An 11,725-nucleotide genomic window follows, 5' to 3' on the forward strand; every position below is an offset into this window, starting at 1 on the left:
GTTACGCGGTGGTGAAGTGCTCGAGCGGCCCGCTCCCGGGGCCGGCCGCGAGCCTGCCAGCGGTGGGGAGGACCCCCTCCCACGTGCCCTTCGCACGCTCAGGCCACGACCGGAGGGGGCCTCATCCCCAGCCGAGCTCGTGCAGCCGGCCGTCGTCGATTCCGAAGTGGTGCGCGATCTCGTGGACGACGGTGATCGTGACCTCCTCCGTGATCTCCTCCGCGGTCTCGCAGATCTCACAGATCGCCTCGCGGTAGATCATGATCCGGTCCGGCAGGGCCCCGCCGTAGTGCCAGCCGCGCTCGGTCAGCGCGTACCCCTCGTAGAGGCCGAGCAGCTCCGGCTCGTCGGGATTGCGGTCCTCGACCAGGACGACGACGTTGTCCAGCAGCGCCATCAGCTCCGCCGGCACCTCGTCGAGGGCGTCGGCGACCAGCGCCTCGAACACCGGCAGCGGCAGTGGCTTCACCAGCTGGTCGGCAGCGGCCGGCCCTCCTCGTACCCGGCCGCGCTCTGCACCCCCAGCACCGCGCGCTCGTGCAGCTCGTCGACGGTGCGCGCGCCGGCGTAGGTGCACGAGGAACGCACCCCGGCGACGATCTGGTCGATGAGGTCCTCCACGCCGGGCCGGGCCGGGTCCAGGTACATCCGCGAGGAGCTGATGCCCTCCTCGAACAGCCCGGCCCGTGCCCGCTCGAAACCGCTCTGGGTCGACGTCCGGGCCTTGACCGCCCGCGCCGACGCCATGCCGAAGGACTCCTTGTAATAGCGGCCCTGGCCGTCGTCGTGGATGTCGCCGGCGCTCTCGTAGGTGCCGGCGAACCAGGAGCCGACCATGACGTTGGCCGCGCCGGCGGCCAGCGCGAGGGCGATGTCCCGGGGGTGGCGGACGCCGCCGTCGGCCCACACGTGCTTGCCCAGCGCGCGGGCCGCCGCGGCGCACTCCTCGACGGCGGAGAACTGCGGCCGGCCGACGCCGGTCATCATCCGCGTGGTGCACATGGCGCCGGGTCCGACGCCGACCTTGACGACGTCGGCGCCGGCCTCGATCAGGTCGCGCGTCCCCTCGGCGGTGACCACGTTGCCCGCGACGACCGGTACGGAACCGGCCACCGACCGCACCGCGCGCACGGCCTCGATCGCCTTCTCCTGGTGCCCGTGCGCAGTGTCCACGACGAGCACGTCGACCCCGGCGGCCAGCAGGGCGCCGGCCTTGCCCGCCACGTCGCCGTTGATGCCGACGGCCGCGGAGGTGAGCAGGAAGCCGTCCTCGTTGACGGCCGGGGTGTACAGCGCCGAGCGCAGCGCGCCCTTGCGGGTGATGATCCCGACCAGCCGGTCGCCCTCGACCACCGGTGCCGCGCTGACCCGCGCGTCGGACAGCACGTCGAACACCTTGGGCAGGTCGGTGCCCGCCGGGATGGTCAGCGGGTCGGGCGCCATCACCTGGGAGAGCTGGGTGAAGCGGTCGACGTCCTGGCAGGCGCCGTCGGTGACCACGCCGACCGGGACGCCGTCCTCGACCACGACGACCACGCCGTGCGCCCGCTTGGTCAGCAGCGACAGCGCCTCGGCCACGGTGGACGACGGCGACAGTGTGATCGGGGTGTCGTAGACCGGGTGGCGCGATTTCACCCAGGAGACCACCTCGCCGACGACGTCGACCGGGATGTCCTGCGGCAGCACGGCCAGCCCCCCGCGGCGGGCGACGGTCTCGGCCATCCGCCGTCCGCTGATCGCGGTCATGTTGGCGACGACGACCGGGATGGTCGTGCCGACGCCGTCCGGCGTGGTCAGGTCGACCTCCAGCCGGGAGCCCACCGTGGAGTGGTTGGGCACCATGAACACGTCGGCATAGGTCAGGTCGGTGGCCGGCCGGGTCTCGCCGAGGAAGCGCATTGCCTCATTGTCGCCCTCCGGAGCACACCCCGGCCAATGGCCGCGCCCCCGCTGCGACGAGGGCATCCTGCCCACGGCGCCGGGAGGCCTCCGGTCTCCGCGCCACCGCGCCCACCCTCGCGGGGCGGCTCCGTACCATCGTCTGGGTGATCGACCTGCGACTCGTGCGCGAGCACCCCGACCTCGTCAAGGCCAGCCAGCGCACGCGTGGGGCCGACGAGTCCCTGGTCGACGTCCTGCTCGCCGCCGACGCCGCCCGCCGCGAGGCGGTCCGGCGGGCCGACGACCTGCGGGCCGAGCAGAAGGCGGCCTCCCAGGCGGTGAAGAAGGCCTCCCCCGAGGAGCGGCCCGCCGTCCTGGAGCGCGCCAAGGCGCTGGCCGCCCAGGTGAAGGAGGCCGAGGAGGCGCAGCGGGCCACGGACGCCGCGCTGCGCGAGGCGCACCTGGCGATCCCGAACGTCGTCCACGACGACGTGCCGCCCGGCGGCGAGGACGACGCGGTGACCCTGCGCACCGTCGGCGAGGTGCCCACCTACGACTTCCCCGTGCGGGACCACGTCGAGATCGGCGAGCTGCTCGGCGCCATCGACATGGAGCGCGGCGCGAAGGTCTCCGGCGCCCGGTTCTACTTCCTGACCGGCCCGGGCGCGCTGCTGGAGTTCGCGCTGGCCCAGCTGGCGATCAGCCGGGCCGTCGCCGCCGGGTTCACCCCGGTCATCGCGCCGGCCCTGGTCCGCCCCGAGCCGATGGAGGGCACCGGCTTCCTGGGCGCGCACGCCGAGGAGGTCTACAAGGTCGAGCGCGACGACCTCTACCTGGTGGGCACGTCGGAGGTCCCGCTCGCCGGCATGCACATGAACGAGGTCCTCGACCTGGGCGCGCAGCCGCGGCGCTACGCCGGGTGGTCCTCCTGCTTCCGGCGCGAGGCCGGCTCCTACGGCAAGGACACCCGCGGCCTCATCCGCGTGCACTGGTTCGACAAGGTCGAGATGTTCAGCTACTGCCGGCCGGAGGAGTCCGCCGCCGAGCACCAGCGGCTGCTGGCCTGGGAGGAGGAGTTCCTCCAGGCGCTGGAGGTGCCCTACCGCGTCGTCGACATCGCCGCCGGCGACCTGGGCACCAGCGCCGCGCGCAAGTTCGACATCGAGGCCTGGTTCCCCAGCCAGGGCACCTACCGCGAGCTGACGTCGGCGTCGGACTGCGCGACCTTCCAGGCCCGGCGGCTGAACATCCGCTACCGGGACGAGGACGGCAAGCCGCAGACCGTCGCCACCCTCAACGGCACCCTGTGCGCGATCGCCCGCACGATCGCCTGCCTGCTCGAGGTGCACCAGCGCGCCGACGGCTCGGTCCACGTGCCCAAGGCGCTGCGGCCCTGGCTCGGCGGGGTGGAGCTGCTGACCCCGGGCATGACCCTGACGGCGGCGGTCCCGCCGACGGCCGCATGAGTCCACCGCACCCGGGGGTGCTGCCCTCCTCCGGGCACGCCGGGCTCGGCTCCGACGTCGTCGTCGACCTCGGGGACCTCGACGGCTGGCGCCCCCGGCTGGTCGCCACCGATCTCGACGGCACGCTGCTGCACTCGACCGGCGCGGTCACCCCGCGCACCCGCGCGGCGATGGAGGCCAGCTGGGCCGTCGGCATCCCGGTCGTCGGCGTCACCGGGCGCGGGCCGCGGCTGCTGGACAGCGTCCGCGGCGCGCTCGACGGCCGGGGCATCGCCGTCCTCGCCCAGGGCGGCTTCGTCGTCGACCTGGAGCGCGACGAGGTGCTGCGCACCGTCGGGCTGCCCCGCGCGCAGGCCGTGGCGGTCATCGAGCGGATCGAGGAGGTCGCCGGCGAGCTGATCGTCGCCGTCGAGGACGCCGCCGAGCAGGCTGAGTCCCAGGGGCCGCTCCGGGTGCAGCACGGGTTCGACTGGCCCTACCCGGAGCCCGCGCACCTGCTGCCCCGCAACGAGGTGCTCCCGCCCGGGCCGGTGCTCAAGGTCTTCCTGCGGTCCTCGTCGGTGGGGCAGGACGAGCTGCTCGCCCGCGCCCGCCAGGTCGTCGACCCCACCGAGGCCGAGGTGACCCACGCGGGGCTGGGGTTCATCGAGGTGCTGCCGCCGGGGATCACCAAGGCCACCGGGTTGGCGCTCGCGCTGGAGCGCTACGGGGTGGGGTTCGGTGACGTGCTCGTCTTCGGCGACATGCCCAACGACCTGCCGATGATCGAGGCGGTGCAGGCCGCGGGCGGGCGGGCGGTCGCGGTGGCCAACGCGCACCCCGCCGTCCGGGCGGCCACGCCGCTGGTGACCAGCGGCCACGACGTCGACGGCGTCGCGCGGTACCTGGAGGCGGTGCTGGGTGTCTGACTGGCGGCCGCGGCTGATCGCCAGCGACATGGACGGCACCCTGCTGCGCGCGGACGACACGGTCAGCGACGCGACCGTGGCCGAGCTGGAGCGCTGGCGGGCCGACGGCGTGCCCGTGGTGCTGGCCACCGGGCGGCCCCCGCGTTGGATGCACCGCATCCGCCAGGTGTTGCGGCACGGGACAGCGGTGTGCTGCAACGGTGCGGTGCTGCTGGACCTGGAGAGCTTCGAGATCCTCGACGAGGACCTCCTGCACCCGGAGGTGCTGCGGGAGATCACCGCCGAGCTGCGCCGGCACCAGCCCGACACCTGGTTCGCCGTCGAGTACGGGCTGGAGTTCCGGCACGAGCCGATCTACCAGCCGCGGTGGGACGTCGACGCGCCCGGCGTGGCCGTCGCGGAGCTGCCCGAGCTGATCGCCGCGCCGGTGGCCAAGCTGCTGGCCCGGCACGAGGCGGTGCCCCGGGACGAGTTCGTCGCGCTGGTGGAGACCGTGGTGGGGAGGAGCGCGACGGTCACCAACTCCTCGAGCGAGGCGCTGGCGGAGATCTCCGCGCTCGGCGTCACCAAGGCCACCGGGCTGGCCAAGGTCGCCGCCCGGCACGGCGTCGACCCGGGGGACGTCGTCGTCTTCGGCGACATGCCCAACGACATCGCCGCCTTCGAGTGGGTCCGCGAGGGCGGCGGCCGGGCGGTGGCCATGGCGCACGCCCACCCCGATCTGCTCGCCGCCGCCACCGACGTCACCGGCACCAACGGCGACGACGGCGTCGCGGCCTTCCTCGCCTCGCTCTGACCGCTCCGCGGACCGCTGTCCGTCGGTTCGGTGGTCTGACTCAAGAATGTGAGATCGCTGACGAAAGTCGGTGTACGAGGACCGCTCACCCGGCGGTCCACCGTCCCGACCCGAGGAGCCCCGGCATGGATGCCGCTCACGCCCAGGTACCGCCCGCCGCGCCCGAACCAGGTCTCCTCGGCCGGGTGGGGCTGCGCGGGCGCTTGATGGGCGCCATCCTCGTGGTGGCGCTGACCACCCTGGCCGTCGGCGTCCTCGGGGTGCAGCGGATGAGCGCGCTCAGCGACAGCGCCGAGCGGGTCTACACCGAGGGGACCGTCCCCCTCAACGAGTTGCAGAAGCTGCAGGCGAGCTGGTGGACTTTCCAGACCTTCGCCTCCCGGGCGAACATCGTGACGGTGGCGCCCGAGGTCATCGCCGCGAACCGGGCCAAGGCCGAGGACGCGCGCGAGGCGCTGCTGGCCCAGGGCGAGGTCGTGTCGGCGGTTCCGCTGGGCCGGGAGGCGGCCGAGCGCTTCCGCGAGTTCGTCACCGCCCAGGACAGCTACCTGGTGGTGCTGGAGCAGGTGAACGTCGCGCTCCGGACGAACGACTGGGCCACCGCCGTGCCCGCGATCGCGCAGCTGGAGGCCGACGAGGCGGCCGGGGTGGCGGCGCTGGACGCGGCCACGGAGGCGGAGGCGCACTACGCGGCGCAGATCGCCGCCGCCGCGCACGACGCGTACGTCAGCGCCCGGAACATCACCGTCGCGCTCATCGTCGTGGGGCTGGTCGTCTCCCTGGTGCTGGCGGTGCTGGTCGCCCGGAGCGTCACCCGGCCGGTGCAGCGGATCCGGGACGTGCTCGGCCGGGTGGCCGGCGGCGACCTGACCGTCCGCAGCGGGCAGGCCGGAGGGGGCGAGCTGGGCGAGGTGGCCCGCTCCCTCGACCACACCCTCGACGCCATCGGCAGCGTGCTGACCCTGGTCGGCGACTCGGCCCACCAGCTGGAGGGGGCGTCGCACAAGCTGAAGGCGGCGGGGGACGCGATCGCCGACAACGCGCGGACGGCGGCGGGCCAGGCCGACCGGGTCGTGGCCTCGGCCGGTGAGGTCGCGACCAGCGTGGACACGGTGGCGACCGGGTCGTCGCAGATGGAGACGGCGATCCGGGAGATCGCGCAGAACGCGACGGAGGCCGCCCGCGTCGCCGGTCAGGCGGTGTCGGTCGCGGAGACGACGACGCAGACGGTCGGGAAGCTCGGGGACTCCTCGAAGGAGATCGCGACCGTGGTGAAGCTGATCAACGGGATCGCCGAGCAGACGAACCTGCTGGCGCTCAACGCCACCATCGAGGCGGCCCGCGCGGGGGAGGCGGGCAAGGGCTTCGCCGTGGTCGCCAGCGAGGTCAAGGAGCTGGCGCAGGAGACGGCGCGGGCGACCGAGGACATCTCCCGGCGGGTGGAGGCGATCCAGGCCGACACCGCCGGCGCGGTGGAGGCGATCGGTCAGATCAGCGCGGTGATCGCGGAGATCAACGATTTCCAGGCGACGATCGCCGCCGCGGTGGAGGAGCAGACGGCGACCAGCAACGAGATGAACCGCAACGTGGCCGAGGCCGCGAGCGGGTCGCGGGACATCGCCGCGGCGATCACCGGCCTGGCCGCCGGAACGCAGCAGACCAACGACCGGGTGTCCGACGCCCAGCGGGCCTCGGCGGAGCTGGCCCGGATGAGCGGGGAGCTGCAGGCCGCCGTCCGCCGGTTCACCGTGTGACCGCAGACGGATGACGAACTGACGTGTCCCGGCGTGGAGGCCGGAGGCCTCCACGCCGGGACACGTGCAACGGCTCCGCGCACCTCGGCGGCTCCTGGCGACACGGTCGTCCGGTCGGACGACAGCGTCAGAGGTACTGGCCGCCGCCGGGGCGCAGGTGGTGGTCGGGCTGCTGCGGGGGGTGGCCGCCCGGCAGCGCCCGGCGCATCTCCTCCAGCTGGGCGCGGGCGGCCATCTGCTGGGCGAACAGCGCGGTCTGGATGCCGTGGAAGACGCCCTCGAGCCAGCCGACCAGCTGCGCCTGTGCGATCCGCAGCTCGGCGTCCGAGGGGGTCTCGCCCTCGCTGAACGGCAGCGTGATCCGCTCCAGCTCCTCGCGCAGCTCCGGCGCCAGGCCCTGCTCGAGCTCCCGGATGGAGGAGGCGTGGATGTCGCGCAGCCGGTTGCGGCTGGCGTCGTCCAGCGGCGCCGCGCGGACCTCCTCGAGCAGCTGCTTGATCATCGTGCCGATCCGCATGACCTTCGCCGGCTGCTCGACCATGTCGTTGACGCTCACCGCGACCTGCCCCTCGGCCCCCTCGGGCGGTGGTGCGGGCATCGCGCCGACCGGCCGGCCGTCGGGCCCGACGACGAGGACCTGCTGAGAACGTTCACTGCCGTTTCCCGGTGCGGTCATGCCGTCCATGTTCCCCCGCTGACCGAACGGGTGAACGTCGGAGGGTGGGCGGCCGGGCCGGCGTCGGCCCGTGCTGCCAGCGTCTAGGGTCGATGGCCATGGGGACGGGGGAGGGGCGGCTGGACGTCGCCCGCGTCCGCGGCCTGTTCCCGGGGCTCTCCGACGGCTTCGTGCACGCCGACGGCGCGGCCGGCACCCTGCTCCCGGAGAACGTGGTGCTGGCCGTGGCCCAGGCGATGCGGGTGCCGATCGCCGCCCGGGGCGGGGCGTTCCCGGCCTCGGCGCGCGCCGAGGGGCTGGTCGCCAGCGCCCGGGCCGCCGTCGCCGACCTGGTGGGCGGGGTCTCCACCGGCGTCGTCCTGGGGCCGAACATGACCACGCTGACCTACGCGCTGGCCCGGGCGCTGGCCCGCACCTGGCGCCCGGGCGACGAGATCGTCGTCAGCCGGCTCGACCACGACGCGAACGTCCGGCCGTGGGTGCAGCTGGCCGAGGAGATCGGTGTGCTGGTGCGGTGGGCCGAGGTGGACATCGAGACCGGTGAGCTGCCCGACTGGCAGTACGACGAGCTGCTCGGCGACCGGACCCGGCTGGTGGCGGTGACCGCCGCCAGCGGCGCGATCGGCACCCGCCCCGACGTGGCGGCGATCGCCGAGCGGGCACACGCGGTGGGGGCGCTGGTCTACGTCGACGCCGTGCACGCCGCCGCGCACCACTTCCTCGACGCCCGGGCCATGGGTGCGGACTTCCTCGCGGTCGCGGCGGACAAGTGGTGCGGCCCGCACGTCGGCGCGGTGGTCGCCGACCCGGCGCTGCTGCAGGAGCTGGAGCCCGACAAGCTGGTGCCCGCACCCGAACGGGTGCCCGACCGGTTCGAGAACGGCAGCCCCGCCTTGGAGCTCCTGGCGGGTGTGAGCGCCGCCGTGGACCACCTCGCCTCGCTCAGCGAGGACGCGACCGGCTCGCGGCGCGACCGGCTGCGCGGCTCGATGGGCGCGGTGGCCGCCTACGAGAGCAGCCTGTTCGCCTGGCTGGACCAGGCCCTGCGCGCCATGCGGCACGTCCAGGTGCTCGGCTCGCCGGGGGACCGCACCCCGGCGCTGTCGTTCACCGTCGACGGCATGCGGCCGCGGCAGGTCGCCGTCGAGCTGGCCCGGCGCGGCATCTGCGCCTGGGACGGCGACTTCTACGCCCGCGAGCTCTTCGACGCGCTCGGGGTCAACGAGCAGGGCGGGGCGGTCCAGCTGGGACTGATGCACTACAACACCGCCGAGGAGGTCGGTTACGTGATCGACTCGGTGGCCGCGCTCCGCGCCCGCTGAACCGTTCCCGCTCCCCGGCCGTGCTCCCTGGTGACGGCCCCCGCCCGGGGGCCGCCGGGAGGAGAGCTGCCGTGCGGACGAGACCGGTCCTGACCGCCGCGCTGGTCCTGGGGGCGCTCCGGACGGCCGGGTGCGCCGACGACGACACGTCCGAGGGCACCCGCGTCACCGAGCCCCCCGCGACGGCCCCGCTGCCCGGATACTGACCGGCCCGGAGGAGAGCCCCGTGAGCCGTTCCCGTCCCGCCGTGCCGTGGTCGCAGCTGTCGCAGTTCGGGCTGCTGATGCTGCGGGTGCTCGGGGCCGGCCTGCTGGCCGCCACGGCCGGGATCCACCTCTACCTCTGGAACGCCGGGTACAGCACGATCGACTGGATCGGGCCGCTGTTCCTGTTCGACGTCATCGCGGCCGTCGTGCTCTGCCTCGCCGTCCTGGCCGTGCCGCGCCGCTGGCTGCCCCTGGCCGCCGCGCTCGGGGCGCTGCTGCAGGCCGGCACGCTCGCCGCGCTGCTGCTGGCGGTGGCGGTCGGGCTGTTCGGCTTCGTCGAGGCGACGCAGGCCACGCTGTTCTGGCCGAGCGTGGTGGTGGAGTTGTTCGGCGCGGCGGTGCTGCTCGCGCTCGCCGTCGTCCACCCCGGAGCCGGGGCGGGGGCCGCACCGGTCCGTCCGGACCGGTGAGGGTGCGCGTGGGCGACACCCGGGAGCGGAGCCTGCGCGCCCTCTACGACGCCCACGTCGCGGCCCTGCTGGCCTACGCGCTGCGGCTCTGCGACGGCGACCGCGCGCGGGCCGAGGACCTGGTCCAGGAGACGCTGGTCCGCGCCTGGCGGCACCTCGACCGGCTCGAGCCGGCCGCCGCGCCGGTCCGCCCGTGGCTGTTCACCGTCGCCCACCACCTCGCCGTGGACGCGCACCGGGCCCGCCGGGTCCGGCCCGCGGAGGTCCCCGACGACGGGCTGGAGGCGGTGCCCGGCCTCGACGACCTGGACGGTGCCCTCGACCGGATCATCGTCACCGACGCGCTGGCCTCGCTGTCGGCCGAGCACCGGGCGGTGATCGTCGAGACCTACTTCCGGGGGCGGTCGGTGGGCGAGGCGGCCGCCGCGCTCGGGATCCCGCCGGGCACGGTGAAGTCACGCAGCTACTACGCGCTCCGGGCGCTGCGTCTGGCGCTGGCCGAGCGAGGGGTGACGACGTGAGGTGCCCGCAGGTCACCGACCTCGGGGGCTACGTGCTGGACGGGCTCGAGCCCGACGGGCGGCGCCGGGTGGAGGAGCACCTGCGCGGGTGCGCGGCCTGCCGTCAGGAGCTCGCGGAGCTGTCCGGCCTGCCGAGGCTGCTGGCGCTGGTGGACCCGGCGGACCTGCGGTCGGCCCCCGTCGCGCCGTCCCCGGACCTGTTCGACCGGGTGGCGGCGGCGACCGGCCCACCGCCCCGGCGCGCCCGGCTGCTGCCGGCTGCGGCAGCCGTCGTCCTGGCGGTCGGGGGCGCCGCGGCCGGCGTCGCCGTCTGGCCGGAGGGAAGCGAGGCCACCACCGTGACAGCCTCCTCGGGGCCGGTGGAGCTGACGGTCACCCTCAGCGGTCGGGGCGACGGCACCGAGCTGGACGTCGACGTCGCCGGGCTCGCCGAGGGCGCTGAGTGCCGGCTGGTCGTGGTCGACGCGAGCGGCCGGCGGCACCCGGCCGGGGAGTGGGCGGTCGACGCGGCCGGCGGCGGCACCTGGACCGGCTGGACGGCGGTGGATCCCGGCGCCGTGTCCGACGTCCTGCTGCTCGGCGGGGAGGGGCAGGAGCTGCTGCGGATCGCGCTGTGAGCGTCCCCGGCTCAGTCGCCGGTCAGCAGCAGCACCTTGCCGACGTGCTCGCTCGCGTCGACCACCCGGTGCGCCTCGGCCGCCCGGGCCATCGGCAGCCGGCGGTCGACGATCGGCCGGATGACCCCGCGCTCGACGTCCGGCCAGACGTCGTGCCGCACCGCGGCGACGATCTCCGCCTTGCTGCCGGGCCCCGTCGCCGGCCGGGCGCGCAGTGTCGTGGCGTGCACCGAGCCGCGCTTGCGCATGAGCCCGCCGAGGTCGATCTCGGCCTTGGTGCCGCCCTGCATGCCGATGCAGACCAGCCGGCCCCCGGTGGCCAGCGCGTCGACGTTGCGGGACAGGTACTTGGCGCCCATGTTGTCGAGGATGACGTCGACGCCGGCGCCGTCGGTCTCCTCCCGCACCCGCTCGACGAAGTCCTCGTCGTGGTAGTTGATGCCCACGTCGGCGCCGAGCTCCCGGCAGACGTCGAGCTTGGCCTGGGTGCCGGCGGTGGTGAGCACCCGCGCCCCGGCGCGGGCGGCCAGCTGGATCGCCATGGTGCCGATGCCGCTGGCGCCGCCGTGCACGAGGAAGTTGTCGCCGCGGGTCAGCCCGGCCAGCATGAACACGTTCGACCAGACGGTGCAGACCACCTCGGGCAGCGCCGCCGCGGTGGCCAGCTCCACGCCGGCCGGGCGCGGCAGCAGCTGCCCGGCGGGGACGGCGACCCGCTCGGCGTAACCCCCACCCGACAGCAGCGCGCACACCTCGTCGCCGACCTTCCAGCCGGTCACGCCCTCGCCGACCTCGCTGATCACCCCGCTGCACTCCAGCCCGAGGATCTCGCTGGCCCCGCGCGGCGGCGGGTAGAAGCCGGCGCGCTGCAGCAGGTCGGCCCGGTTGACGGCGGTGGCGACGACGTCGACGAGCACCTCGCCGGGCGCGGGGTCCGGGTCGGGGACCTCGCCCCAGCCCAGCACCTCAGGTCCACCCGCTCCGTCGAGAGTCACCGCACGCATGGCCCCGACCCTAGAAGGACCCCGTCCTCCTCACCGCTCGCAGGCTCGCGGCGAGCCTCTGGACGGGGCCGGCCTCCTCACCGCTGGCAGGCTCGCGGCGAGCC

13 protein-coding genes are annotated in these 11,725 nt (G+C 74.8%); 9 read left to right on the forward strand and 4 right to left on the reverse strand.

Annotated elements, in window-relative coordinates; all coding sequences use genetic code 11:
- Positions 1-121: 121 nt before the first annotated feature.
- Positions 122-469 carry a metallopeptidase family protein gene (locus BMZ50_RS21165; protein WP_091329188.1) on the reverse strand — a complete coding sequence of 116 codons (348 nt, stop codon included), beginning with the start codon at positions 467-469 and terminating at the stop codon, positions 122-124.
- The gene (locus tag BMZ50_RS21170) at positions 466-1,899 is read right to left on the reverse strand and encodes a GuaB1 family IMP dehydrogenase-related protein (protein WP_091329190.1); all 1,434 of its coding nucleotides are present in this window, start codon (positions 1,897-1,899) and stop codon (positions 466-468) included. Before BMZ50_RS21170 ends, BMZ50_RS21165 begins: the two co-directional genes overlap by 4 nt.
- 146 nt (positions 1,900-2,045) lie before the next feature.
- Between BMZ50_RS21170 and serS the strand changes: the two genes are divergently transcribed.
- The 4 genes from serS (at position 2,046) to BMZ50_RS21190 (ending at position 6,805) form a co-directional block, all read left to right on the forward strand.
- A complete protein-coding gene (gene serS, locus BMZ50_RS21175) occupies positions 2,046-3,347 on the forward strand; it encodes a serine--tRNA ligase (protein ID WP_091329192.1) in 1,302 nt (433 codons plus the stop codon).
- A complete protein-coding gene (locus BMZ50_RS21180) occupies positions 3,344-4,255 on the forward strand; it encodes an HAD family hydrolase (RefSeq protein ID WP_091329194.1) in 912 nt (303 codons plus the stop codon). The genes serS and BMZ50_RS21180 overlap by 4 nt, the downstream gene beginning before the upstream one ends.
- Entirely contained in the window at positions 4,248-5,051 is an 804-nt protein-coding gene (locus tag BMZ50_RS21185) for a Cof-type HAD-IIB family hydrolase (protein WP_091329196.1), read from the forward strand. The genes BMZ50_RS21180 and BMZ50_RS21185 overlap by 8 nt, the downstream gene beginning before the upstream one ends.
- 125 nt (positions 5,052-5,176) lie before the next feature.
- On the forward strand, positions 5,177-6,805 hold the full coding sequence (locus BMZ50_RS21190; RefSeq protein ID WP_091329199.1) for a methyl-accepting chemotaxis protein: 1,629 nt from the start codon (positions 5,177-5,179) through the stop codon (positions 6,803-6,805).
- Positions 6,806-6,932: 127 nt separating this feature from the next.
- On the opposite strand, the gene BMZ50_RS21195 is transcribed toward BMZ50_RS21190, so the two are convergent.
- The gene (locus BMZ50_RS21195; protein ID WP_091329278.1) at positions 6,933-7,481 is read right to left on the reverse strand and encodes a bacterial proteasome activator family protein; all 549 of its coding nucleotides are present in this window, start codon (positions 7,479-7,481) and stop codon (positions 6,933-6,935) included.
- A gap of 98 nt (positions 7,482-7,579) precedes the next feature.
- Between BMZ50_RS21195 and BMZ50_RS21200 the strand changes: the two genes are divergently transcribed.
- The 5 genes from BMZ50_RS21200 (at position 7,580) to BMZ50_RS21215 (ending at position 10,617) form a co-directional block, all read left to right on the forward strand.
- A complete protein-coding gene (locus BMZ50_RS21200) occupies positions 7,580-8,803 on the forward strand; it encodes a cysteine desulfurase-like protein (RefSeq protein WP_091329201.1) in 1,224 nt (407 codons plus the stop codon).
- Positions 8,804-8,874: 71 nt separating this feature from the next.
- Positions 8,875-9,009 (forward strand): hypothetical protein, encoded by a 135-nt coding sequence (locus tag BMZ50_RS25100; protein ID WP_281245454.1) that lies wholly within the window; start codon positions 8,875-8,877, stop codon positions 9,007-9,009.
- A 20-nt stretch (positions 9,010-9,029) separates the two neighbouring features.
- A complete protein-coding gene (locus BMZ50_RS21205; protein WP_143087246.1) occupies positions 9,030-9,479 on the forward strand; it encodes a hypothetical protein in 450 nt (149 codons plus the stop codon).
- Positions 9,480-9,487: 8 nt separating this feature from the next.
- Positions 9,488-10,000: a sigma-70 family RNA polymerase sigma factor gene (locus BMZ50_RS21210; protein ID WP_245753786.1), complete on the forward strand. Its 513-nt coding sequence runs from the start codon at positions 9,488-9,490 to the stop codon at positions 9,998-10,000.
- A complete protein-coding gene (locus BMZ50_RS21215; RefSeq protein ID WP_091329207.1) occupies positions 9,997-10,617 on the forward strand; it encodes an anti-sigma factor family protein in 621 nt (206 codons plus the stop codon). The genes BMZ50_RS21210 and BMZ50_RS21215 overlap by 4 nt, the downstream gene beginning before the upstream one ends.
- An 11-nt stretch (positions 10,618-10,628) precedes the next feature.
- Here BMZ50_RS21215 and BMZ50_RS21220 read toward each other — a convergent pair whose 3' ends face one another.
- The gene (locus BMZ50_RS21220) at positions 10,629-11,621 is read right to left on the reverse strand and encodes an NAD(P)H-quinone oxidoreductase (RefSeq protein ID WP_091329209.1); all 993 of its coding nucleotides are present in this window, start codon (positions 11,619-11,621) and stop codon (positions 10,629-10,631) included.
- Positions 11,622-11,725 lie beyond the last annotated feature (104 nt).

The organism is Geodermatophilus ruber (genome assembly GCF_900114385.1).
In the GTDB taxonomy this organism is placed as follows: Bacteria; Actinomycetota; Actinomycetes; order Mycobacteriales; family Geodermatophilaceae; genus Geodermatophilus; species Geodermatophilus ruber.